At 51.5% G+C, this 25,405-nt stretch carries 21 protein-coding genes; 11 read left to right on the top strand and 10 right to left on the bottom strand.

Features of this window, described 5'->3' with window-relative positions; all coding sequences use genetic code 11:
• The first annotated feature begins 6 nt into the window (after positions 1 to 6).
• Entirely contained in the window at positions 7 to 1,440 is a 1,434-nt protein-coding gene (gatB, locus tag U2W12_RS18130) for an Asp-tRNA(Asn)/Glu-tRNA(Gln) amidotransferase subunit GatB (RefSeq protein ID WP_326502101.1), read from the top strand.
• A gap of 98 nt (positions 1,441 to 1,538) precedes the next feature.
• On the top strand, positions 1,539 to 1,988 hold the full coding sequence (locus U2W12_RS18125) for an Rsd/AlgQ family anti-sigma factor (RefSeq protein ID WP_326502100.1): 450 nt from the start codon (positions 1,539 to 1,541) through the stop codon (positions 1,986 to 1,988).
• Between the two features lie 64 nt (positions 1,989 to 2,052).
• On the opposite strand, the gene U2W12_RS18120 is transcribed toward U2W12_RS18125, so the two are convergent.
• Entirely contained in the window at positions 2,053 to 4,716 is a 2,664-nt protein-coding gene (locus U2W12_RS18120; RefSeq protein WP_326502099.1) for a UPF0182 family protein, read from the bottom strand.
• A 596-nt stretch (positions 4,717 to 5,312) separates the two neighbouring features.
• Here U2W12_RS18120 and fusA point away from each other — a divergent pair.
• Positions 5,313 to 7,397, top strand: coding sequence for an elongation factor G (gene fusA / locus U2W12_RS18115; RefSeq protein ID WP_326502098.1), 2,085 nt, complete (start codon positions 5,313 to 5,315; stop codon positions 7,395 to 7,397).
• Positions 7,398 to 7,988: 591 nt separating this feature from the next.
• Complete coding sequence (locus U2W12_RS18110; protein ID WP_326502097.1) at positions 7,989 to 8,522, top strand: hypothetical protein; 534 nt, start codon at positions 7,989 to 7,991, stop codon at positions 8,520 to 8,522.
• A gap of 26 nt (positions 8,523 to 8,548) precedes the next feature.
• Here the strand turns inward: U2W12_RS18110 and U2W12_RS18105 are convergent, their stop codons facing one another.
• The 6 genes from U2W12_RS18105 to U2W12_RS18080 all read right to left on the bottom strand — a co-directional run bounded on the left by U2W12_RS18105 (position 8,549) and on the right by U2W12_RS18080 (position 15,523).
• Positions 8,549 to 10,123 carry a metallophosphoesterase family protein gene (locus U2W12_RS18105; RefSeq protein ID WP_326502096.1) on the bottom strand — a complete coding sequence of 525 codons (1,575 nt, stop codon included), beginning with the start codon at positions 10,121 to 10,123 and terminating at the stop codon, positions 8,549 to 8,551.
• A 249-nt stretch (positions 10,124 to 10,372) separates the two neighbouring features.
• A complete protein-coding gene (locus tag U2W12_RS18100) occupies positions 10,373 to 10,780 on the bottom strand; it encodes a hypothetical protein (RefSeq protein ID WP_326502095.1) in 408 nt (135 codons plus the stop codon).
• 63 nt (positions 10,781 to 10,843) lie between these two features.
• The gene (locus U2W12_RS18095) at positions 10,844 to 11,383 is read right to left on the bottom strand and encodes an ATP/GTP-binding protein (RefSeq protein ID WP_326502094.1); all 540 of its coding nucleotides are present in this window, start codon (positions 11,381 to 11,383) and stop codon (positions 10,844 to 10,846) included.
• Between the two features lie 14 nt (positions 11,384 to 11,397).
• Complete coding sequence (locus tag U2W12_RS18090) at positions 11,398 to 12,474, bottom strand: hypothetical protein (protein WP_326502093.1); 1,077 nt, start codon at positions 12,472 to 12,474, stop codon at positions 11,398 to 11,400.
• A 524-nt stretch (positions 12,475 to 12,998) separates the two neighbouring features.
• The gene (locus U2W12_RS18085) at positions 12,999 to 13,184 is read right to left on the bottom strand and encodes a hypothetical protein (RefSeq protein WP_326502092.1); all 186 of its coding nucleotides are present in this window, start codon (positions 13,182 to 13,184) and stop codon (positions 12,999 to 13,001) included.
• Between the two features lie 2 nt (positions 13,185 to 13,186).
• Positions 13,187 to 15,523, bottom strand: coding sequence for a DNA translocase FtsK 4TM domain-containing protein (locus U2W12_RS18080; RefSeq protein WP_326502091.1), 2,337 nt, complete (start codon positions 15,521 to 15,523; stop codon positions 13,187 to 13,189).
• 201 nt (positions 15,524 to 15,724) lie between these two features.
• Here U2W12_RS18080 and trxB point away from each other — a divergent pair, with 201 nt between their 5' ends.
• The 3 genes from trxB (at position 15,725) to U2W12_RS18065 (ending at position 18,140) form a co-directional block, all read left to right on the top strand.
• Complete coding sequence (gene trxB, locus U2W12_RS18075) at positions 15,725 to 16,678, top strand: thioredoxin-disulfide reductase (RefSeq protein ID WP_326502090.1); 954 nt, start codon at positions 15,725 to 15,727, stop codon at positions 16,676 to 16,678.
• Between the two features lie 65 nt (positions 16,679 to 16,743).
• Positions 16,744 to 17,439, top strand: coding sequence for a leucyl/phenylalanyl-tRNA--protein transferase (gene aat, locus U2W12_RS18070; RefSeq protein WP_326502089.1), 696 nt, complete (start codon positions 16,744 to 16,746; stop codon positions 17,437 to 17,439).
• Complete coding sequence (locus U2W12_RS18065; protein ID WP_326502088.1) at positions 17,436 to 18,140, top strand: arginyltransferase; 705 nt, start codon at positions 17,436 to 17,438, stop codon at positions 18,138 to 18,140. The genes aat and U2W12_RS18065 overlap by 4 nt, the downstream gene beginning before the upstream one ends.
• 222 nt (positions 18,141 to 18,362) lie before the next feature.
• On the opposite strand, the gene U2W12_RS18060 is transcribed toward U2W12_RS18065, so the two are convergent.
• Positions 18,363 to 18,611 carry a helix-hairpin-helix domain-containing protein gene (locus U2W12_RS18060; protein ID WP_326502087.1) on the bottom strand — a complete coding sequence of 83 codons (249 nt, stop codon included), beginning with the start codon at positions 18,609 to 18,611 and terminating at the stop codon, positions 18,363 to 18,365.
• Positions 18,612 to 19,297: 686 nt separating this feature from the next.
• Between U2W12_RS18060 and infA the strand changes: the two genes are divergently transcribed.
• Positions 19,298 to 19,516: a translation initiation factor IF-1 gene (infA, locus tag U2W12_RS18055; protein ID WP_202051417.1), complete on the top strand. Its 219-nt coding sequence runs from the start codon at positions 19,298 to 19,300 to the stop codon at positions 19,514 to 19,516.
• 52 nt (positions 19,517 to 19,568) lie between these two features.
• On the opposite strand, the gene clpA is transcribed toward infA, so the two are convergent.
• Complete coding sequence (gene clpA, locus U2W12_RS18050; protein ID WP_326502086.1) at positions 19,569 to 21,839, bottom strand: ATP-dependent Clp protease ATP-binding subunit ClpA; 2,271 nt, start codon at positions 21,837 to 21,839, stop codon at positions 19,569 to 19,571.
• Positions 21,840 to 21,851: 12 nt separating this feature from the next.
• Complete coding sequence (gene clpS / locus U2W12_RS18045; RefSeq protein ID WP_326502085.1) at positions 21,852 to 22,175, bottom strand: ATP-dependent Clp protease adapter ClpS; 324 nt, start codon at positions 22,173 to 22,175, stop codon at positions 21,852 to 21,854.
• Positions 22,176 to 22,433: 258 nt separating this feature from the next.
• Between clpS and U2W12_RS18040 the strand changes: the two genes are divergently transcribed.
• The 3 genes from U2W12_RS18040 to purB are packed head-to-tail and all read left to right on the top strand — an operon-like array spanning position 22,434 to position 25,376.
• On the top strand, positions 22,434 to 22,895 hold the full coding sequence (locus tag U2W12_RS18040) for an NUDIX hydrolase (RefSeq protein WP_326502084.1): 462 nt from the start codon (positions 22,434 to 22,436) through the stop codon (positions 22,893 to 22,895).
• The gene (mnmA, locus tag U2W12_RS18035) at positions 22,888 to 23,979 is read left to right on the top strand and encodes a tRNA 2-thiouridine(34) synthase MnmA (RefSeq protein WP_326502083.1); all 1,092 of its coding nucleotides are present in this window, start codon (positions 22,888 to 22,890) and stop codon (positions 23,977 to 23,979) included. Before U2W12_RS18040 ends, mnmA begins: the two co-directional genes overlap by 8 nt.
• A 32-nt stretch (positions 23,980 to 24,011) precedes the next feature.
• Entirely contained in the window at positions 24,012 to 25,376 is a 1,365-nt protein-coding gene (gene purB, locus U2W12_RS18030) for an adenylosuccinate lyase (protein ID WP_326502082.1), read from the top strand.
• Positions 25,377 to 25,405 lie beyond the last annotated feature (29 nt).

Genomic DNA, 25,405 nt, shown 5'->3' with positions numbered 1-25,405 from the left:
TTGATAATGGAATGGGAAACAGTCATCGGCCTGGAAATTCACACCCAACTGGCCACAAAATCGAAAATATTTTCCGGCGCGGCGACCACCTATGGCGCCGAACCGAACACCCAGGCCTGTGCGGTCGATCTCGGTTTGCCGGGCGTCTTGCCCGTATTGAACCAGGATGCAGTCAATATGGCAGTCAAATTCGGACTCGCAATCGAGGCCGAGATCGCGCCTTATTCGGTATTCGCGCGCAAAAACTATTTTTACCCGGATCTGCCGAAAGGCTATCAAATTAGTCAGTTCGAATTGCCGATCGTCGGCAACGGCCATCTGGATATCGAAGTCGATGGCGTTAGCAAGCGCATCGGCATCACCCGCGCGCACCTCGAAGAAGACGCCGGCAAATCGCTGCATGAAGATTTTCACGGACTGAGCGGCATCGACCTGAACCGCGCCGGTACGCCGCTGCTCGAAATCGTCTCCGAACCGGACATGCGTTCGGCCAAGGAAGCGGTCGCCTACATGCGCAAGCTGCACGAACTGGTGCGCTATCTCGGCATTTGCGACGGCAACATGCAGGAAGGCTCGTTCCGCTGCGACGCAAACGTATCGGTACGGCCGAAAGGCCAGAAAGAATTCGGCACTCGCGCCGAACTCAAAAACATCAACTCGTTCAAATTCGTCGAGAAAGCAATTAATTACGAAGTCGAACGGCAAATCGATCTGCTCGAGGCCGGCGGCAAGGTCGTGCAGGAAACTCGCCTTTACGATGCAGTGAAAGACCTGACCCGGTCAATGCGCAGCAAGGAAGAGGCCAACGATTACCGCTATTTTCCCGACCCCGATCTACTGCCGGTCTTTATCTCCGAAGAATTTAAAACCCAGGTACAGGCGGCGATGCCGGAATTGCCGGATGCGAAGAAGCAACGCATCAAGGATCAGTTCGGGCTCGATGACGAAAGCACGACGACTCTGACTTCATCGCGCGAAACAGCCGATTATTTCGAGGCGCTGATTCAGGCTTCAGGCTGCGAAGCGCGGCTCTGCGCAAACTGGATCACCGGAGAATTGTCGGCCGCACTGAACAAATCGGGACTTGAAATTACCGAATCGCCGGTCAGCTATCAACGTCTGGCGGGACTCTTGATCAGGATTGCGGATAATACAATCTCAGGCAAGATTGCGAAACAGGTTTTCGAGGAGATGTGGCAAAGTGAAGCCGGCGCGGACGACATCATCGACACGAAAGGCTTGAAACAGATCACCGATAGCGGCGCGATCGAAGCGATCATCGACAAGATCATCGCCGATAATCCGGGCCAGGTCGAACAATACCGGAGCGGCAAGGATAAGGTGTTCGGCTTTTTTGTCGGCCAGGTGATGAAGGCGATGCAGGGTAAGGCCAACCCCGAGGAAGTCAACCGAATGCTGAAAGAGAAGTTGCAACCCTGAGCCTACCAAAGCTCTGGAAGCAAAAATTCGTTGCGCATCGCAAAAGGCTGGCATACATTAAAGCAAAAAAATATAAACCACTAGGGGGGGGGAGAGCCATGATGACGACGGTAGAACCGGTGAGACCGGAAAGAAGGCAGCGCACCGTTCAACTTATCACCGAGTTGCAAAACGAAAGGAAGGATTTGTGGGCATTATATTGCCAGATTGGCGAGATGAAACCGTTTACCGGCGTTGAGCCTGTGAAAACAAAACTAACGCAGTTTGCGCAGGTTCTGGTTGATTATGTGTCTCTGGGGCATTTCGGTCTTTATGAGCGGATTTTGTCTGGGACCGAACGCCGCGAAAGTATCATGACATTCGCGACCGATATTTATCCGGAATTCTCGGAGGTCACCGAGTTATCAGTCTCTTTCAATGATAAATACGAGAAAGCCAAAAACGCCGAAGCCTTTAAAGACTTGGCGAGCGATTTATCCTTTCTGGGCGAATCATTGGCCAAACGGTTCGAATTGGAAGATCAGCTTTGCGCCCTGATGCGACGCTAAGCTGATTCCGTTTCACGAAAAAACAAAGGCGGGTAATCCAATGTAATGTTGCCCGCCTTGTCTATTACGGAGAAATGGCCTCTTTTGCAGTACCCGTCCCGCCGGTTTCCGATGCTGCCTTCAAAAACTTCTGTTTCAGGTGATTGAAAGCCAACCATAAGGTTTTATCCATCACGACTTCATTACCGATCGACACAATCACCCGCCGCAATTCCGGTATTTTGACCTTGGTCGATACCAAATAAACGGGCTGCACATACAGCACAGTCTTGCCCATAGGCAGAATCACCATACGGCCCAACTTGACACGCGATCCAGACTGATCCCACAAGGTAAATTGCGCGGAAATTTCGGGATCTTGATTGATCAAGGCTTCCACTTGCGCGGGCCCGTTTACCTGAACTTCCTTACGGAACTTATAGATCGTAAGGCCGGGCTTGTAATTAAAACCGCAAGTCTCCTTGTCCAGAACACTCGCGACGCCGATCATGCTCAAATTGTCCCGATTCACCGGCGTCATCGGATTGATCATCACGAATTCTTCCAGATCCTTACAGTTGCCGAAATCCATCGTCTGGTAATACGGTCTGACCTCCTGATTGCGCACATTCGCGAACTGCCAAGTTTCGGCCTGCTCATAAAACAGCTCGGGAATGGTTTGATGATATTTCGCATACACCTTCATCTGCATGTAAAAAATGTCGCGCGGGTAGCGCAAATGCTTTTGCAGCTCGACGGGCATTTCCTCCATGTTTTTAAATAAACTCGGATACGCTCGCGCATAGGCATTGATGATTACATCCGAAGGATCGGCAATGTAATAATCGACCGTGCCATCAAAGGCATCGACGGCGATCTTGACCGAATTCCGGATATAGTTGAACGGTTGATCACCTTCCAGATAATCATCCGCGGCCGGTTTCGAGGCCGGATACCATTTCGATATCGTATAAGCATCCTGTATCCAGTAGAAGCGGTCCTTGGTCATCACAAGATAAGGGTCCTTATCCAACTGCAAAAAGGGTGTGATCGCGTTGATACGCTCGGTAATGTTCCGGCGAATCATCGCTTTACTGTCTTCGGTGGATACCCCCAAGGAAAAGAATATTCTTTCGTCCTTGAAATATAAAGCCAACAAGGCCTTGCGGAACAGAGACCGTATCGGAATGCCGCTTTGGCCAGTATATTCTTTTTCATCGACGTATTGATCGCCGACTTCAGGCCCTTTACCGACTTCAAGCCCTTTAACCTTTAGATTGTTGGGCACGATGGCGTAGTCATACTTGCCTTCGCCGTAATAGATCTCAGGGTTTTTCGTGCTGAGCCCAACCGGCGAAGACATATTCAAATCACGCAGATAAAAAACCAGCGGCATATCCGCGTCTTGCGCAGCCGGCGAGACGACCGCGCCGGTACCGTGCGTATAACGCAAGTGTGTGTTTTCCCAGTTTTGCGCCGATTCGGGAAGCTTGCTGATATTAACTTCCCGAGCAGCCAGATTGACCTGTCGGATATGGTCCAGCAGGAAATATCTATCCTCATCGACCGACAAGAACTGATAATAAGGTCGGATCACCTGCAATTGCTGATAACTGTCGATCAGAAACTCCCGGTCCCAGACTGGAATGTTTTCAAAACGCTTCTGCGCACTCCAGGTCGTGATGTCCTCGGCCGCATTCACGTTGATGTCCTGATCGATGACGCGGATGTTTTTTAGGTCGTAGGCATTAAGCGTCGCATCGATGTTGAACTGCATGAACGGCTTTTCAGCCTTAACCGGATTCGGATTGACGATGTATTTCTGGATCAGATTCGGAATGGAGTCGACATTCGGCAGATACCAGGCAAACAAAAACGCGGCCGATGCGACCAAAAACGGGGCCTTGATCCGGTGTTCCTTCGAAAAGATGAACAGACAGGCGGTTACCGCGAAGGCCAGGAACGTGATGATGCCGAGCCAGATCAACGGTAACTTATAATAAATTTCGACGAATCCCGGCCCATAAAACACCGGTGCATGGTTGTGCGAATAAAGCAACGAAAACCGTTCCAGCATGAAGCCCCAGACCACGAACAGCACGATGAAGCCGAGCAAGACGGTCAGATGAATCTTCGCGCCGATGTGATACTCCTTGTTTTGATTCGGAATGAAGACATGCTCCAGCCAATACAAAGTCCCGACCGCGACAAAAATGATGATGGCGGTCGTCAATAATTCTTTCTGGATCAACAGATAAATCGGATACGACAGCATGTAAAAGCTGACATCGTTGCCGTATACCGTATCGGCGACGCCCGAGGACTGGCCGAAAAAATACAACAGTGCGGTATCCCATTGCTGATAAAACGGTATGGCGATGAACACGGCCAAAATCAGCGAGATCGGCGTATAAACCTTGACCGAGTCGCCCATGAACACATCGGCGAAGCGCTGAAAACGCCTACGCTTGTCCAGATCGGCCAGTACTTCATCCGGCGGATTCAGGCCCAGATAACGCGAAGCGATCCAGAAATGAAAAAAGAAAATCAGGAAAAAAGCCAGAGTCACGCCGCCGGACAGGAAAAACCGGTACAGCAGCCTGAGCCAGAAATACGGTTCCTGTTTCAGCGATTGAAACCACCACAGATCAACGAACAGATCAAGGAAAATGAAATAAAAGGCGACAATGATGACCGCGATTCCCAGGATCGCTCCAATCAACACGGGTATAAACCTCAGATTCCGCATAGTATCCTCATGCTTTAATTAGAATGTATTGTTTTGACGCCGAGCCGCGCACCGTCTGGATGAGCTCCGGGCAAAGAATCTCCGATCATGGCAGTATTTTAACACCCAACAACCGGAGCACCGCCGCTTTTATCGCACCGCTTTCAGGAATAGCGCCACCATATGCATAACCATGCATCTTCCGGTTACTATTGCGTACATCCGGGAATAATGCAAATGCTCCACCATGAAGCGCCTTGCCTACCCTCCCCTTGTGTGAGCTTAGCGAGCCGAAATCGCCAGGATCGGAAGGCCTGGCGATACGTATTTGATGTTTTTATATATTTTTTTAAAAGTTTTAGGTTAAAATAGTCGGCTATCGAAACTGGGCGAGTGCTCGGCAATAAACGTAGGTTAAGGCCAGCGCTCGACGTTGAACCAACCGCCAGGCTTCGATGCGTTCCGTCCAAACCCTTGGTTACCATGACTGCGGTCTTCGGCATCAGGCAGCAGGTCACGCCTTGCACCGTTCAAACCTCCGGTCGAATTTGCTTGAGTGAATACACGCGGACGGTTAATGCAAAAAGATTTTCATGCCCAACATTTAGAGTACCAACATGACTGATTTAAGCCTTTACAGAAACATCGGCATATTCGCGCACGTGGATGCCGGTAAAACCACCACGACCGAGCGCATCCTGAAGCTCACCGGCAAGATTCACAAGCTGGGTGAGGTGCATGAGGGCGAGTCCACCATGGACTTCATGGCGCAAGAAGCCGAACGCGGAATCACCATTCAATCCGCGGCGACGACCTGTTTCTGGAAAGACCACCGCTTCAACATCATCGACACCCCAGGCCACGTTGACTTTACGATCGAAGTTTATCGCTCGCTGAAAGTTCTCGACGGCGGTATCGGCGTGTTCTGCGGTTCCGGCGGCGTTGAACCGCAATCGGAAACCAACTGGCGCTATGCGAACGACTCCAAGGTCGCCCGCCTTATCTACGTCAACAAACTCGACCGTATCGGCGCCGATTTCTTCCGCGTGATCAAGCAGGTCGAAGACGTACTGGGCGCAGTCCCCCTGGTCATGACCTTGCCGATCGGCGTTGAAGACCAATTCTCGGGCGTGGTCGACCTGTTGACCCGTAAGGCATGGATCTGGGACGATTCCGGAGATCCGATGAGCTACCGCATCGAAGACGTTCCTGCCGACATGGCGGACAAAGTCGAAGAATGGCGCGAAAAGCTGATCGAAACCGCGGTCGAGCAGGACGACGACGCGATGGAAAAATATCTGGAAGGCGAAATGCCCGATATGGATACCATCAAACGCTGCATTCGCAAAGGCACCATCAACATGGCGTTTTTCCCGACTTATTGCGGTTCGTCTTTCAAAAACAAGGGTGTACAACTCGTCCTGGACGGCGTCGTTGATTACTTGCCGAATCCAACCGAAGTCAAGCCGCAACCTGAAACCGATCTCGAAGGCACTCCGACCGGCGAATATGCGATCGTCGATCCGAAGCGCCCGCTGCGCGCCTTGGTATTCAAGATCATGGACGACCGTTTTGGCGCACTGAACTTCATTCGGATTTATTCAGGCACGCTGAAGAAAGGCGACACCTTGCTGAATACCTACACCGGCAAAAACGAAAGAGTCGGCCGCATGGTGGAAATGCACGCCGACAACCGCTCCGAAATCGAATCGGCCCAAGCAGGCGACATTGTCGCACTGATCGGCCTGAAAAACGTGCAAACCGGACATACCTTGTGCGATCCCGACAAGCCGGCGACGCTTGAACCGATGGTTTTCCCTGAACCGGTTATCTCGGTTGCGATTACACCGAAAGATAAAGGCTCCAACGAAAAAATGGGTGTCGCGCTGGGCAAAATGGTGGCGGAAGATCCGTCCTTCCACGTGATGACCGATGAAGAAAGCGGCGAAACCATTCTGAAAGGCATGGGCGAGTTGCATCTTGACATCAAGGTCGACATTCTGAAACGGACCCACGGCGTTGACGTCGTCGTCGGCAAGCCACAAGTTGCTTACCGCGAAACGATCACCCGCCGCGTCGAAGACAGCTACACGCACAAGAAGCAATCCGGCGGCTCCGGTCAATACGCGAAGATCGATTATGCGATCGAGCCGGGCGAGCCAGGCAGCGGCTTTGCATTCGAATCCGCGGTCACCGGCGGTAACGTACCGCGCGAATACTGGCCGGCGGTTGAAAAAGGCTTCAAGAGCATGCTGGACCAAGGCGTCTTGGCCGGCTATCCGTGCTTGGACTTCAAAGTCACCCTGCTCGACGGTGGCTTCCATGCGGTTGACTCCTCATCGATTGCGTTCGAAATCGCCGCGAAAGCCGCGTTCCGCCAATCGATTCCAAAGGCGGCACCACAACTGATCGAACCGATCATGAAGGTTGACGCGTTTACACCGGAAGACCATGTCGGCGACGTCATCGGCGACTTGAACCGCCGCCGCGGCATGATCAAATCGCAAGATCCGGGCGTCACCGGCGTACGGATCAAGGCGGATGTACCGCTGAGCGAAATGTTCGGCTACATCGGCGACCTGCGTACGATGACTTCCGGCCGCGGCCAGTTCTCGATGGAATTCTCTCACTACCTGCCATGCCCGAAAAACGTGGCTGACGAAGTGATCAAGGAAACCCTCGAACGCAATAAAAAGAAATAATCCGGAAGACCGGATTATCAGCAAAAAAGGCCGGGCAGCAGTGCTGCCCGGCCTTTTTTATTTAACCTGTTGCAACAAATTAGTTCAGAAACAGATTAGCCACGAAGGAAAGAAGGCCATCAAAACCGATACCATTCCGTTCAATAGCGCTCATTCCATTCAACCACACGGATCGAACCAAAGCCAGAACGACGCCTAGGGGCTCTTACTGATTGTCTAATGCAAGGACAATACCTCGTTACGCAATGCTGCGTTTCAGCGTAGGGCGGAGCTGTTATGGTTTCTGATCGCAGCATTTTCGCCGGCATTATACGCTGCCACGGCAAGCTGCAAATCGGAATTGAACAAGTGCGGCCAGCGTTTCAGCGAGCGCGCAAATTTTTATTGAGCTAATCGGCATATAGACCCAATGCCCCCTGTTCCGGATCAAAAGACAAACCATGGCACTATAATTATTTTTAATAATTAGAGCGGATTTTACTCCGCCAAACAATGACCGGTTCCTACCGATATCCGCCGATGTCGATGATGCCGACTTGACTTTTTTCAATTTTATGATTCTATGGAAAGATCGGCTTGAAGGAGGTTGATATGAAACAAGACTGTCATTACTTGCATACGTCTTTCGATAATCCTGTCCTAGCTATCGTGCAGGGCATCGACCGCGATGTCGAACATGGCGAAGATTTGTTAATGCTCGGACTCGGGATCGTGATGCTATCGTCCACTTTCGCCCCGGTCGCACCGCCTATCGTTCTGCTACCGTTAGTCGCACTGACATTCGCCATCACGGTGTGTTTCGCCCATAGGAATTACCGATGTATGGAGCAAAAGCTGTTCGCATCGATGACGCGGCTGAACAGTCACGAAATTGCCCTGCTCCGCCCGATCTCCGCAGTGTTTATCGATACGCCGGCCGGCTCACTGGCGGAGTCGTTCAACCCTGTCAAAAATTTGAAAAGAACCTTGAAAAGCGCGCTTGGTGGCGTACTGATCAATCCGCTATGGATGCCGATTTTTTATATGATGGGCATTCAGATCAATGCGGAAAAAAATCTGATATTGTTGAATCGGGCCATTGTGGGGGTCGAGCACAGAATTCGCCGGCCTTCCACTTTAACCTGATGCAGGAACCGAGGCTCGGGGTGGTGTTACGTGCCTGTCAGCAAACGCTGCCACAATGACTCAGGAAGCTCATAGTCGCGCATTCGCTTTACGACGCCCTCAACTTCATAGGGCAACGTGATATAGCTCAATTCCTTCTTTTCCCGATCATATATCGCGAATTGCGTGCCGAGCTTGCCGTTGCGAGGTTGACCGACCGATCCTGGACAAACCAACGCATGTTTATACGAGTCCAAATTGATGGTCTCCTCGGTCACATGATGGTCCGTTCTGCGCTTGTCGCGCGCAAAGACTCCCGGCATGTGCGAATGGCCGTGGAAACACAGCGTCCTGTTTTTATTCTGTAAATGCTCCAGATTGTCTTCGGCGGTCATCGAGTAAACATAGCCGTTAAAGAACGTCGGATCGATTGGGGCGCCGTGCACAGCAAGCCATTCATCATTTTCGATCACGGCCGGCAAATATTTCAGCCAATCCCGGTGCTCTTCGGATAAGCGCTCCACCGTCCATTTGATTACAGCTTTTGCAGTATGCGAAAAGCCGGTTTCCGCCTTATTGATCGCGGCGGCATGGTCGTGATTGCCTTTGATGATGTTCAAGGAACTATCCTGCAATCTTTCGATACATTCGGCGGGATCAGGACCGTAACCGACAATGTCGCCCAGAATGATGCCTTCCTGGATATTTTCGGTTTTTAAATAGCCGAGAACACGCTCCAGCGCTGGATAATTGGCGTGAATATCGGCTAACAACGCAAAATAGCGCGACGAGCTGCGACCCGAAGCACCCGGCCTCTTACTACGATTTTTCGCTGCTGCTTCCTTGGTAAACAATAACAACGTATCGATCAATTTCCGCACCAACTGCGTTTTCTCTTCGCTGGGCATGAACAGCGAGCGCAATTGTTCGGCCACAATCACGTTGCAGTGAGGGTCCTCAAACACGGCATCGACTGAATTCGCGAGATCCCGCCCCATTCGCTCGATAAAATCCTGATCGAGCCATGCGTAAGTCCGAATGTAGACGCCGAGCATGATCGAAAAGGACACAAAGTTGTCCCAGACGTAATACTCGTCATCCAGATAAAATACCTTGCCTTCGACATCCACTCCGAAATTGGAGAGGCCCTCATCGAGTTTCACTTGCATGCGCTTGGCAAGATTCAAATATTTATCAAATACCGCATGCAAAATGCCATGATATTTGCTTTTGGTCGCAGCCGAATCCGGCCGGGCTTCGAGCAATGTATGAATGGGCTGAAGGCGCGGACAAATATTGCCGATAACGACAGGTTCCACCGCGTTATCTTCACCGCTAACATCGATCAGAAACCAGGTTTTATGCGGATGATGAACTCCCAGCTCGCGCTCTTTTTGCAATGCAGTGTTGATCCAACGCACCGCCCTGGCTTTGTTAAAACTCAGCTCGCTGCGTAATTTAACGACATTTTGTTCCCCCGAGTAAATACGGGTGTTCGGCCGGCCGACAAATTCGGAACCATAGGCCAACGAAGTCATATCCTGAGAAAGAATTTGGGAAATGGCGCCGATGTTGTAATGATCGCCGCCGTCATGAGAACCGATCAGTTCTATTGCTTGCATTATTGAGATCGAAATTGGCGGAAATAAATGCGAGGAAGAATTTTACGATTGTTTTAGCTTTCCTTAGCACATGCGGATCGGCTCCGTTCAACTTCTAACTTGCCTGCCGCTCAGCTCTTCTCTTTCTAATCGGCAAGTAACGCTATTTTGTGCAGGATACCACCCACTAACGCCCTCCGCTGATTGGCATCAAACACAGGCGTGAACCTTGCTTGCGCCAATCAAGCGGAAGAGGAATATCCCAAACGCTTATGGGCAAAGAGGCGCAATCGATGCCATATTGCTGCGTACAGCGGACCAGCCCATCCCCAGGTTAGCAGTTTTGCTGGTGATCAATACAACCAGTGAATCCGGCTTATCAGGCACGGTCGCCATGAAGTGATAGGTTTTGTCGGTAGTCATTTGAACTTCCTTAATCATGTTCTGGACCGTTTTGCCGCGCTGGCTGGACAGCAGGGATTCAACCGCTCTGACATTTTTGCCGCGCATCATATCAACCGCCGCAGCTGCAACCGCTTCCAAATAAGATGAGGTAAAATAAGGTACGTTATGAGCTACGCCGAGCAACAAGCCGCTCGACAGATCGACAACCGCGCATCCCAAGGCGCCGTCAACGTCGTTCACAATTTTACGTACAACATCATCAAGTTTAGCCATGTATTTTCTCCATTAAATTAAAGTAATCGCACTAACAATCAAAACTATGCTTGGTCAATCGACTTACGCATATTCCAGGGTTGTCAACAGCGTATTCAGCAATAACCTGACGTCATCGCTCTCACGCACATCGACATGAAGAACGGGCCAAGGATCGCCCCGTTCCGAAAGACATTGGTAGTAATCATCGACGCTGGGCTTGGTCGATAAATCATAGTGAGTCACCCCAATTACCGCAGCGCCTTGATTCAGGAAAGCAGCATTAAGGTTTAAAAAATAATCCAGTTCGCCCATTGGGTCAGGATGCGTATTGTCCACCAGCACGATCAACCCGAGAGCTCCCTTGGTCAGCAGGTGGCACATAAAATCGAAGCGCCGTTGCCCTGGGGTTCCATAAAGATAGACTTTTTCACCGTCGTCCAGCGTCAGTTCGCCATAATCCATCGCAACCGTCGTAGAGCTCTTGCGCCGCACGACGCTGTCTTCGGTCGGCTTTGCTTCGGTCGAAATCGGCACGACTTCGCTGATCGTGGCGATCGCGGTCGTTTTGCCCGCACCGACGCAACCGGTAAAAACAAACTTGATTTTATGATTCTTGTCCATAACGCATCCAAAGCTTATGCTGGGTGGGCTTTATTCAGTCGCGATCTGATTTTCGAAAACAAACTGACCTTTTCGGGATTCAGCTGTTTGTTATGAATATCCGCTTCCGAACTCTGCTCGATCAATCCGACGATCTCACAGGCATTATAAAAATCGTGGATCAGATTGATCGGAATGCCGGTTTTGTCCGCAACCGTCTGTAAACCGGCTGCATTGCTTTGCATGAACGCGGCAAGTTTGATCAAGTCCTGACAATCGGAAAGATTCAAGTCCGGCCAGCGTTTCAATCGCACTGGCTTGTCCGCCGCCGCCCCCTCCAGCAACCGCCCTTGGGAAGATTTGAAAACCCCGTACCAAAGCAGACTTCTCAACGTATAAGGCTTCAAATTTTCGGCTTCGGATAGCTGCTCAAGATCTGCCTCGGTCACATTGCTTCGGGTCGTGCAGGAAATCAAATTCTGATCCGCGGTAAAAAATGGCGCCAGTAGATCCAGGCTAGCCGGACTGTAAAACACCTGCTGCTCAGGATGAACATAAATACGGCCCGGAGAATTCGGGATATTCAGTTCGTATATCAACAACCCGGTTTTGTCCGCCGCCCCCAGCAACTGCCCGACAAAACCTTCTCGCGCAATAAAGGCTCCCCCACCCGCAGCCAGCGCAACTTCCACTGCCGCTGTCGCGGCGACGTTGCTTGGCGGCGATTCCGTCGTCCGTAACACAGGCCCCTGATTTCTTCGCTCGGTCAGCGTATCCTCGCAAAGAAGATTGAACAACTCGATCATTGAGCGAATGCGCGGCACCATACGGGAATCGCACAACAACCAAACATCATCACGCCCTCTATCCGCATTGCCTCCTTCTTTAGTGGAAAAGATGCAACGGTCGCGCGGAAGCGCTTTCAGCCAATCCTCTTGATCCATCCGCGCGCACAGGCTTTCCGGCAGCAGGTAGTAATCTACCGGCGGGTCTGTAACAAGCCGCCATTTTTTAAGCAACCCCCGTTCAGCCAGGGAAAGAACGGATTCGATATTTTGCTGCTCGAATTCACTAAATCCGACTAATTTGAGGTTAATTGAATCTTGTGACATATTTTTTATCAAGTCATCTAAGAAGTGAGAATTCCGGCCTAAATGCTTATTTTTGCCGCCTTAACTAAGCTCTTTGCTTAACCTTAAATCAAGTATAGTTGGATTTATTAATATTGCCTGGTTAATCCGAAGAAAAGTTTTGGTAGTCCACACCGGAATTATGTATGATAAAGGGTTATTTATTACGCCAGCTTAAGCCGGGCATATCCTGTTCGGCTCAATCCGCAGACAAGCATTGCTTCAGAATTTCAGCGACTGCACAAAAATGTAGTTGAATGCTCGGGAAATTCAATAAAGCGCAAAAAACAATCTGCACTTTTTTATCGATGATGACTGGAAACTTAGGCGTCAGCGCATCAACGCTCAAAATACAGAAGCAAGAGAACGATTTATAGTGCTAAGTGGACTTAATGAGTATTGAAAATGCCCGCAGTCTGCCCTGTGAACGGCAAAAAAAATCAAGCGGTTTTAGGCAAGAATATCGCCCCGATCATGCAGTAGACCGGGGCGACGATTTGAAAGAATTACTTCTGAAAGGAATAGACCAAGGCGGCGATGATCAACTGCAGAAACACCAGCCCCCAAAAATAGAGCCCAAAGAGCACGGCCTTGACTTGGACCGCATACTCCTTGGGATGCCGCCTGACCAGCAACCAGCCGCCGCCCGCCGCAAGGGTCAGAATGACAATGCCGATCAGAGTCAATTGCACGACTAATCCCTGACCGGCGCGGGCGCCAGCACGACACGGGAGCCGTTCGATTCGGCCGGGCTAACCACTCCCGCCGCTTCCATCGTTTCGATCATCGTCGCGGCGCGGTTATAGCCGATTTTGAAGCGTCTTTGCACGCTCGATATCGAGGCCTTGCGCGTCTCAGTCACAAACTGCACGGCTTGATCATACAAGGCATCGCCTTCGGGGTCGCCAAAACTGCCTGCGCCGCTACCCGCACCATAACTTTCGCCTACCTCGGAAACTTCGCGGGTAATGTCTTCGAGATAATTGGTCGGCCCCGTCAGCTTCAAAAACTCGACGACGCGATGCACTTCATGGTCGTCGACAAATGCCCCATGGGCACGAATCGGAATGCTGGTGCCCGACGGTAAAAAAAGCATGTCCCCATTGCCGAGCAATGCTTCCGCGCCGCCCTGGTCGAGAATGGTCCGGGAATCGATACGGGATGAAACCTGGAATGAAATACGGGTCGGAACGTTGGCCTTGATCAATCCGGTCAAGACATCGACCGACGGCCGCTGCGTAGCTAATATCAAATGAATACCGGCCGCGCGCGCTTTTTGCGCCAACCGCGCGATCAGTTCCTCGACCTTTTTGCCGACGATCATCATCATGTCGGCCAATTCGTCGATCACGATCACGATGCTCGGCAGCATCTCCAATACCGGAGGTTCTTCACCCTCGGCCAACGGATTCAACGCCTGATACATCGGATCCTTAATCTTCTCTCCGCGCGTCTCGGCGTCCACGACCAGTTGATTGAAACCGGCCAAGTTCCTGACGCCCATTTTCGACATCAATTTATAACGCCGCTCCATTTCCGCAACCGCCCAACGCAGGGCGTTGCTAGCCTCCTTCATGTCGGTAACGACCGGCGTCAACAGGTGGGGAATGCCTTCATAAACCGACAGCTCCAGCATTTTCGGATCGATCATGATCATCCGCACCTGCTCTGGCGTCGATTTGTAGAGCATGCTCAGAATCATTGTGTTGATCGCGACCGATTTTCCCGAGCCCGTCGTGCCTGCGACTAGCGCGTGCGGCATCTTGCCAAGATCGGCAACCAAGGGCGCGCCGGAAATATCCTTGCCCATCGCCAGCGTCAAGTTCGACTTCGACTTGACAAAAGCGCCGGAAGCGAGCAATTCGCGCAGATTGACCATTTCGCGTTCGCGGTTTGGAATTTCGAGACCGATCACCGACTTTCCCGGAATCACTTCGACGATACGGACGCTGGTCACCGACAATGCCCTGGCCAAATCCTTCGATAAGGAACTGATCCGGCTGACCTTCACGCCGGGCGCCGGCTGCAGTTCGAAACGAGTAATCACCGGCCCCGGCAGAAACCCGACGACCTCGACGTTCACATTGAAATCCTGCAGAATGTTTTCGACCAGCCTGGACATTTCTTCCAAGTCGGTCTGCGTATAACCTTTTACACGCGTATCGCGGTTATCCAATAATTCGAGCGCCGGCAAAGCCCCCAGATTCTCAAAGCGCACGACCGGTGTTTTTTTGGCGACCTGTTTGGCCACTGCTTTTTGAGCATCGGCCAACACCTTTTCGAGGACCGGCGACATTTTCACCGTGGCTTTTTTGACGGTTTCGGTTTCAGTTTTGACTGGCGAGGTCGGCACAGGCTCGATGTTCACCAAACTGAAAGATTCTTCCTGATCATCAGCCTCTTCCCGCACCACAAATCTTCTATCGCTTGCACCCGTACCGGCAATACGGCCAAGCAACACCTTGACCAGCATGACCGTATATTTGCCGATCAAATCCAGCACTGCGAGCCAGGAAACTTTGGTCGCCAACGTAATACCGCCGAGCAGACCGACCATTAGAAATAGGGTCGCACCGGAATTGCCGAGCTTAATCACCAGCGTGTTGCCGATTTCCTGTCCGACGATACCGCCGGTGCTGTTCGGTAAATCGATGCCGGGGCGCAGTAAATAGAGATTCAGTAAAGCTGCCGCCGAAATGATCGTCGCGATGATGCCCAGGGCATGCAAAACCACCGGGATAATCCTCGGGACTTCCCGTTGTTTATGCAACTTGTAGCCGGCCCAAAAAATAGCCAATGGGAACGGATAGGCCAATAAGCCGAAGAAGCTGAAGCTCACATCGGCCAGCCAGGCGCCGAATACGCCACAGCCATTTGCGATCGTCTTTGTCGTCCCGCTATGCGTCCAGCCGGCGTCCTCGAGGCTAAAAGTCGCCAGCGCAATCAGGAAAAACAAGCCGCAGGCAAAAAAAACCAAAACGGCGATTTCACGCAAACCACGAACAGTTTTTTCTTCCATTACCGCAGACATGACATTTCTCGGAGAAAATAAATACTAATAAAACATGATTATAGATCAATCATCAAAGAGATTACATGAATAATTTTACAGGCAACCGTTGATTTGACAGGGATGCGCCCCAATTTCATTCCCATATTTTTTCGGTTTACGAACTCTGCATTCACCTGCATAATTTATTGCAGAATTTTGTCTATCCCTGAAGAGGTCTTAATGAGCAACACCAAACACTGCAGATTGTTGATTCTTGGCTCCGGCCCTGCCGGCTATACCGCCGCGGTTTATGCCGCGCGAGCGAATCTTAATCCGGTCATGATCACCGGCCTGCAGCAAGGCGGCCAGTTGACCACCACCACAGATGTCGATAATTGGCCCGGCGACGTCGAGGGACTGCAAGGCCCCGATCTGATGGAAAGAATGCGCCACCATGCCGAGCGCTTCGACACCGAAATCATTTTCGACCATATTCATACCGCCAATTTGTCAGTGAGGCCGTTTGTACTGACCGGCGATGCAGGCAGCTATTCGTGTGATGCGCTAATCATCGCGACTGGCGCGTCCGCCCGCTATTTGGGGCTCGAATCAGAAGAAGCATTTAAAGGCCGGGGCGTTTCCGCTTGCGCGACCTGTGACGGTTTTTTCTACAGAAACAAACCGGTCGCGGTGATAGGCGGCGGCAACACCGCAGTCGAAGAAGCGCTTTATCTGGCGAATATAGCCTCCCACGTGACTATCGTACATCGCCGAGACCAATTCCGCTCCGAAAAAATTCTCTCTAATAAATTACTCGAAAAAGCCGTAAACGGCAACGTCACAATTGAATGGAATCATACGCTGGATGAAGTACTCGGCGACGACATGGGAGTCACCGGCATCCGAATCAAAAATGCCCAGTCCGGCGAAACCAAGGAGATCGACGTCCACGGTGTCTTCATCGCGATCGGTCATACCCCGAACACCGGCATTTTCGAAGGACAACTCGAAATGGAACACGGCTATATTAAGGTCAAAAGCGGTATTGCCGGCAATGCGACCGCAACCAGCGTTGCCGGCGTTTTTGCGGCAGGAGACGTGATGGATGCGATCTACAAACAAGCGATCACATCGGCCGGCGCGGGTTGCATGGCCGCCCTCGATGCGGAAAAATATCTCGATGAATTGAAATAAGGGCGCACGGCCTAGCAGCGCTCAGGTTGATTTAAACCTAACGCTTTTTAGCCTGTGCCTACTTGATGAAGATAGCCATACTCGATCCCCACCGGCCGGAGCAACCGTTCCCACCGCTGAGCGCCGCGCTGGCCGAACCAAACGGCCTGCTCGCGGTGGGGGGATGCCTGTCGCCGACGCGGTTGTTGAACGCCTATCGGCACGGCGTGTTTCCGTGGTATAACACAAATGAGCCGATTTTGTGGTGGTCGCCCGATCCACGGCTGGTATTGTTTCCCGAACGCCTGCAAATCTCGCGCAGCCTAAAAAAAACCCTACGTAAAGACAGGTTTAGCGTGACTTTCGACACCGCTTTCGATAGGGTGATCGCCGCCTGCGCGGACTCCCGGCAAGGCCGGGAAGGCACCTGGATCACCAAGGACATCGTGCACGCCTATCGTGAACTGCATCTGTTAGGCTTCGCGCATTCCGCCGAAACTTGGTGCGCCGGCGAACTGGTCGGAGGTTTATACGGCGTCGCGATGGGCCGCGTGTTTTTTGGAGAGTCGATGTTTCATACGATCACCGACGCCTCCAAAACCGCTTTCGCGGTGTTAGTTCAACATCTCAAAGATTGGAATTTTGAATTGATCGACTGTCAGGTTCATACGCACCATCTGTCCAGTCTCGGCGCCGAATTGATTGACCGCGACACCTTCATCCACTTTCTGGACCGTTTCTGCACGGTGCCTGAGGCCGCCTGTGCCTGGCAATCATCATGACATCCATTCCGTTATTCATTACCGGCGATCATCCGTGCAGTTATCTTGACGGCGAAAGCGCGCGCTCGGCATTCGTGCACCCGGCCTTTCAGATCACTCCGGCGATATACGCGGAGTTGTTAAAGCATGGTTTCCGGAGAAGCGGCAATGATGTGTATGCGCCGCAATGTCGGCATTGCTCCGCCTGTGTCTCGGCCAGAATCCCTGTCGCCCGCTTCGACCCGGACCGCCGGCAAAAACGTTGCCTGAAAAAAAATACCGAAACCCACGTTGTGCTAAAACCGGCTGTGTTTGAACAAGCCCATTACGACATGTATCTGCGTTATCAAAACAGCCGCCATGCAGAAGGTTCGATGGCACATGCCGGGGCCAGTGATTATATCGACTTTCTCGCTAGCGACTGGTGCGACACCCTCTTCGCCGAGTTTTCGATTGCGGGCGAACTGTCGGCGATCGCAGTGATCGATCGCTTCCCTCACGCATGGTCGGCGGTCTATACCTTTTTCGACCCTAAATTCGCCGACTCTAGCCCGGGCGTTTATGCGGTATTATGGCAAATCGAAGAAGCTCGCCGGCAGCAGCGCGAATTTTTGTATCTCGGCTACTGGATCAAAAATTGCCGGAAAATGGCTTATAAAAGCGACTATCAGCCCCTACAGTTGTATATAGACCAAGTGTGGCGGGATTTTCCCGGTTTATAAGCGGCGACGCCTCACGTCCATAGGCCAGCCTTATCGAAATTCGTTTCGGTGGACACCGAAGCTTTGGGAAACTGAGACTGGCGATATTGCAAGGCACCAATAATAAACTCACAAAACGGCGCTAGCCTCCATATTAAATCAGTTGACTGCTAGCGCCGCTGTATAATGGGATTAAGCCTTTTACCTAAAATCGGGAAATGCCCGCCAGATAAAACAAAGAGCTTATTGAAGCAAAATATCCTTTTTATTTTTTTCGACGGTCTTCTCGCCGATACCCGCTACATTAGCCAGTTCTTCGGCAGTTTTAAACGGACCTTTTTCGGTCCTAAATTTGACGATGGCCTCTGCTTTTTTCTGACCAATACCTGTCAGCGAATCCGAAATTGTTTTCGCATCGGCGGTATTAATGTTAACGGGTGTTGCGAGGGCATTGAAGGCAAACAGAGTCAAGAATACAAATAAAACTTTCATAAAAAACATCCTCATAAAAATTGAGACAACGGACAGGAACAGCCAGTTGGCGTTAGTCTAATTTTACCGGCTATTCAAGAAACAGTTTAGAAATACACTCTAGTTTTACAACAGAGTCTTTTAAAAAATTATAACGCTGTCACATTTTTCTCGGCTCACATCAATGAACCATATCCCCCAACCTTAGCTCACCACTGCCTGCATTGCCGCAAACCCTGCCATCTCCAAAAAAGTAATTTCCAAGACACCTAAAAAGACAGCCTATCGCACTTGTGCCCTCAAGGCCTCGACACAATTGTCCTTCAACGTCCAATATCGACAACCGATCGGGAATGGCCTTTATCTCATGGTTTTCTCGCCCATTGCACGTTGCGCCAACACCTAGCGCACTTGGACGTTATACGCGCTTAGAAAAAAATTAAGACACCACGCGCAACGGCACCCAAGACGATCGTTGTCATATCGATCCTGTTCAATTTGCTTTTTGTCTCGCGGCGAGGGTCTTTGATGCATTCGAAATGCTGCATCGGATTGAGCAACATTCTTGTTTCCTCTACAAATTGACAATTTCATACTTTTCTCAAAGGCGGAAATAGCGTGATTGCCCTGAGATTCTACGACGTCGTTTTGTTGTTAGAGGCTTGCTTGTGATATGATTGCCGGTTTTAACAACCGGGATTAAAACCATGGCTAAAGAAGATCAAATTGAAATGGAAGGTAAGGTCATCGATACCCTTCCGAACACGATGTTTAGAGTGCAACTGGAAAACGGCCATATCGTGACCGCGCATATTTCCGGCAAGATGCGCAAGCACTATATCCGCATTCTGACCGGAGATACGGTCAAAGTCGAGATGACACCTTACGACCTGACCAAAGGCCGGATCACCTTTCGGATGCGCTAACCCCGGTAGAACCGGGGATCGCGCAGCCGACCTTTCAAATGCTTCCGACCTCTCAAATGCTTTCGGGCACGATCAATTCCTTGCTTTCAATCGCAAAAGCCAGTTCGTTATTTTCCACGTAAATTCTGACATGACCACCGTGGGTCAACTTGCCGAACAGCAGGTCGTTCGCCAGCGGTTTTTTGATTTTTTCCTGTATCAGCCGCGCCATCGGCCGGGCGCCCATCTTCGGATCGCAGCCATTTTCGGCCAGCCATAAGCGGGCATCGTCATCCAAAGTCAATGTAACTTGCCTGTCGGCCAACAGCGCCTCCAGCTCGAAAATAAATTTATCGACTACATGACCGACGACCGATATATTCAACGGTTTGAATTGAATGATAGCATCCAGCCGGTTTCTGAATTCCGGCGAAAAACCTCTTTCGATCGCTTTCATGCTGTCGCTCACATGATCCTGTTGCGTGAAGCCGATCGAGGCGCGGCTGCCCTCTTCGGAACCGGCATTGGTCGTCATCACCAGAATGATGTTGCGAAAATCGGCTTTGCGGCCATTATTGTCGGTTAAGGTACCGTGATCCATCACCTGTAACAGCAGATTGAATACGTCCGGATGCGCCTTTTCAAGCTCGTCGAGCAGCAGCACCGCATGCGGATGCTTGGTGACTTGTTCGGTCAACAGCCCTCCCTGATCAAAGCCGACATAACCGGGAGGCGCGCCGATCAATCGCGACACGGTATGCCGCTCCATGTATTCGGACATATCGAAACGGATCAACTCGACGCCCATGATTTTGGCCAGTTGTCGGGTCACTTCGGTCTTGCCGACGCCGGTCGGCCCCGCAAACAGGAATGAACCGATCGTTTTTTGCGTTTCACGGAGCCCCGCCCGCGACAATTTGATCGCGGAAGCCAATGCCGCAATCGCTTCGTCCTGGCCGAACACCAGCATTTTCAAATTTTTTTCAAGACTGGCAAGCTTGTCGACGTCATTCGAGGAGACAGATTTGGCCGGCACCCTGGCAATCTTTGACACAATTTCTTCGATGTCGACCGTATCGATCACCTGCTTGCGCTCCGCCTCGGAAAGCATGCGTTGCCGCGCGCCGGCTTCATCGATCACGTCGATCGCCTTGTCCGGCAGATGCCGGTCATTGATATAACGGTCGGACAACTCGGCCGCCAGACGCAGGGATTCGGCCGAATAAATCACATCGTGATGCTCTTCGAAACGGGCTTTCAGGCCTTTCAAAATCAGCACCGTATCCTCGACAGACGGCTCCAGAATATCGACCTTCTGGAAACGACGCGCCAACGCATGATCTTTTTCGAATACGCCGCGATATTCCTGGAATGTGGTCGAACCGATACAGCGCATCTGCCCGGAAGCGAGCAGTGGCTTGATCAGATTCGACGCATCCATCACTCCGCCCGATGCCGAACCCGCACCGATGATCGTATGAATCTCATCGATGAACAGAATAGAATCGGGTTCTCGCTTGAGTTGATTCACCAACGCCTTCAGGCGTTTTTCAAAATCGCCTCGGTATTTGGTTCCGGCCACCAACGCGCCGAGATCCAGCGCATAAATCACACTGTTCATCAGTACGCGCGGCACGTTTTCCTCGACGATTCGTTTCGCGAGGCCTTCTGCGATCGCGGTCTTTCCGACGCCGGCTTCGCCAACCAATAACGGATTGTTTTTTCTACGCCGGCACAGAATCTGTATCGTACGCTCGACTTCCGCCTCCCTGCCGATCAACGGGTCGATGCGGCCGCGGCGCGCTTCCTCATTCAGGTTGGTCGTATATTTGTCCAACGGACTGCCCGACGACTCGGCATCCGGATTGGACGCATCGGCATTGCGTTCTTCGCCGGCCTGATTTTCCTGATCGACTTTCGAGATGCCGTGCGCGAGATAATTGACCACATCGAGTCTTGAGATGTCTTGTTTGTTCAGCAGATAGACCGCATGCGAATCCTGCTCGCTGAACAACGCAACAAACAGATTCGCGCCCGAAACTTCTTTTTTATCGGAAGCCTGTACATGAAAGACGGCACGTTGCAAAACCCGCTGAAAACCCAAGGTCGGCTGCGTTTCGCGCTGCACGCCTTGCGGAATCAGTGAAATGGTTTCGTCAATGAATTGCGTCAATTGCCCCCGAAGCAGTTTGATATTGCAGCCGCAGGCTTTCATGATCGCTTCGGCGGAAGGATTATCCAGCAATGCCAAGAGCAAATGTTCAACCGTTATAAACTCATGCCTTTTCTCATGCGCATTCTTAAAGGCATTATTCAGGGTAACTTCAAGTTCTTTACTTAACATAAGCTCACCAATTTATGCTTCTTCCATAGTGCACATCAGGGGATGCTGATGTGCTCGTGAATATTCATTGACCAGGTATACCTTGGTTTCCGCCACATCCTTGGAATAAGTCCCACACACGCCGACTCCCTGCATATGAACCTGCAGCATGACCTGCATAGCCTTATCATGCGGCATGGCAAAAAACTCCATCAATATATCGACCACAAAATCCATCGGTGTGAAATCGTCATTCAACAGGATAACCTTATACAACGGCGGCTTTTTAAGCTTGGGTTTGGCCTCCTGCAAAGCCAACCCGTTATGGTTATCGTGGAATGGTTCAAAATCAGACATGGACATCGCAGCAAAAAATCTTAATCTGCTTAACAATAATACCAAATGATAGTTGATTTCAAGCTCATAAGCATTAGGATCATCTTCGTTTAACGCGAAATCGGAGTATAGCGCTTTTTTTATAGAGCCACCGCATGCAAATATCAGCAGCCGCTTCTACTCGTTGCATTTGACAGAATGCAGGCGAAGAGTTCAATTCGTTGTCCCTGTCAACGGCAAATCGGGTAAAATAACCGCTTTGAATATTGAGAAAGATGAATGGTTTGGAAGCCGCATGTAACCGTGGCCGCGATCATCGAACGCGGACAGCGATTTTTGCTGGTAGAGGAAGAAACTTCCGATGGCATTAGACTGAATCAGCCGGCAGGCCACCTCGAAGAGGGAGAAGACCTGCTTACCGCGGCCCGACGCGAAGTGCTCGAGGAAACCGCCTGGCATTTTGAACCGGAACATATCGTCGCAATACAACTCTGGCGCAGAAACCCCGAATCGCCAAGTTTCCTGCGCATCTGCTTTTCCGGAAATTGCCACAGCCACGAACCGGAAACCACGCTGGACACCGGCATTATCGCCACCCATTGGCTCACGCGCGAAGAAATTCTGTCAGACCCCAAACGACTCAGAAGTCCGTTGGTCGCCTTGTGTATCGATGAATATCTCAAAGGCACTCGCTATCCATTATCGTTAATCAAATCTCTGCTCGATCTGAATCATGGCTAAACATATCATTGTCGGCATGTCGGGCGGCGTCGATTCCTCGGTGACCGCACTACTGCTTTTGGAACAGGGCCATCAGGTCACCGGCTTATTCATGAAAAACTGGGAAGAAGACGATGGCACCGAATATTGCACCGCAATGCAGGACCTCGCCGACGCGCAGCAGGTTTGCGACAAACTCGGCATCGAACTCAAAACGGTCAATTTCGCAGCCGAATATTGGGACGAAGTGTTTGAAGTATTTTTGTCCGAATTTGCGGCCGGCCGCACGCCGAATCCGGACATTCTGTGCAACAAGCATGTCAAATTCAAGGCTTTTTTGAATTATGCCATCGAAGACCTCGGCGCTGAATACATCGCAACCGGCCACTATGCCCGGGTCGAGGAGCGGAACGGCGAATATTTTCTGTTAAAAGGCCTCGATCCGAACAAGGAACAAAGCTATTTCCTATATACGCTGGGCCAAAAGCCGCTGTCGCGCACGCTGTTTCCGATCGGCCATCTGCATAAGACCGAAATCCGCGCGCTGGCGCAAAAAGCCGGCTTCGACAACTACCGCAAAAAGGACAGCACCGGCATCTGCTTCATCGGGGAGCGCAAATTCAAGGAGTTTTTGCAGCGCTATCTGCCGACCCAGCCCGGCGACATCCGCACCCCGGAAGGCCGCACGATCGGCCGCCATCACGGCCTGATGTACTACACACTCGGTCAGCGTCAGGGCCTCGGCATCGGCGGCGTCCAGAACACACCCGACGAGCCCTGGTATGTGCTCGAAAAAGACCTCGGCAACAACGTGCTGCTGGTCGGCCAGGGCCACGATCATCCGTTGATGCTGCACAATGAGCTCGAAGCGGGCCAACTGGACTGGTGCAGTAACCGGCCGTTGACCGAAACGATCCGCTGTGCGGCCAAAACCCGCTACCGGCAAGCCGACCAGGCCTGTACGCTTTCGCCTTTGCCGGACGGCCGCTGCAAAGCTGTTTTCGACGAACCGCAACGCGCTATTACGCCGGGACAGTCGGTTGTATTTTATGACGGCGAGGTTTGTTTGGGCGGCGGTATCATCGAAAGCAAAGCTAACGAATAATTTTTCCTTATCATTTATTAAATGTTATTTTCATGACTCAATTTGCCCTTACCGCCATCTCTCCCATCGACGGCCGCTACGCAGACAAAGTTGCCTCACTGCGGCCGATTTTCAGCGAATACGGCCTGATCCGTTTCCGCGTGCTCGTCGAAGTGCGCTGGCTGCAAGCCTTGGCCGCGCATCCTCGGATTAGCGAAGTGCCCGCCTTCAGCACGGAGGCTGCACAAGCATTGAATGCGATTGCCGCCGGCTTTTCGGAAACGGATGCACAACGAGTCAAGGACATCGAGAAAACCACCAATCACGACGTGAAGGCGGTCGAATATTTTTTGAAGGAAAAAATCGCTGGCCATGCGGAACTCGAAAATGTCTCCGAATTTTTCCATTTCGCCTGCACCTCCGAAGACATCAACAACCTGTCTTATGCGTTAATGTTGAAAGAAGGCCGCGGGGTGATGCTTCGGCAAATCGACGCCTGCATCGCGGCGATCAAAAAAATCGCAATCGACACCGCCGGGCAACCGATGCTGTCGCGCACGCACGGCCAATCGGCGAGCCCAACGACCGCCGGCAAGGAATTCGCTAACGTCGCAGCCCGGATGGAACGCCAACGGCAACAACTGGCTACGGTAGAACTGCTCGGCAAAATCAACGGCGCGGTCGGCAATTACAATGCGCACAGCGTCGCCTATCCAGAAGTGAACTGGGAAGTCTTCGCACAAAACTTTGTCGAATCGCTGGGGCTGACCTTTAATCCTTATACAATCCAAATCGAACCGCACGACTACATCGCCGAATTTTTCCATGCGCTGTCACGCTTCAACACGATTCTGCTCGATTTCGACCGCGATGTCTGGGGTTACATTTCACTCGGCTACTTCAAACAAAAAACCGTCGCGGGTGAAGTCGGCTCGTCGACGATGCCCCACAAGGTCAACCCGATCGATTTCGAAAACTCCGAAGGCAATCTCGGCATCGCGAATGCCCTGTTCGCGTTTTTGGCCGAAAAATTACCGGTATCGCGCTGGCAGCGCGATTTGACCGATTCGACCGTGCTGCGCAACATCGGCGTCGGCATTGCGCATACGCTGATTGCGATTCAATCTTCCTTGAAAGGCATCGGCAAATTGCAGATCAATAGCGAGGCGATCGAGGCCGATTTGAACGCGAATTGGGAAGTGCTCGCGGAGCCGATTCAAACGGTCATGCGGCGCTACGGCATCGAAAAGCCGTACGAAAAACTGAAGGAACTGACACGCGGCCAGCGCATCACGCCGGACGAAATGCGCGCCTTCATCGAAAAACTGGAGATTCCGGCCAAAGCGAAGGCCGATCTGCTGGACTTGACGCCTCGTGGTTATACCGGCTATGCCGAGAACTTGGCAAAAAAAATCTAATCCGCCTTGAAATTTGTGGGATACATTCT

Origin of the sequence: Methylomicrobium sp. Wu6 (genome assembly GCF_035916875.1) — a bacterium.
Taxonomy (GTDB): domain Bacteria; phylum Pseudomonadota; class Gammaproteobacteria; order Methylococcales; family Methylomonadaceae; genus Methylomicrobium.
The sequence above is the reverse complement of the archived record's forward strand: the minus strand, read 5'-3'. Positions and strand labels throughout refer to the sequence as shown.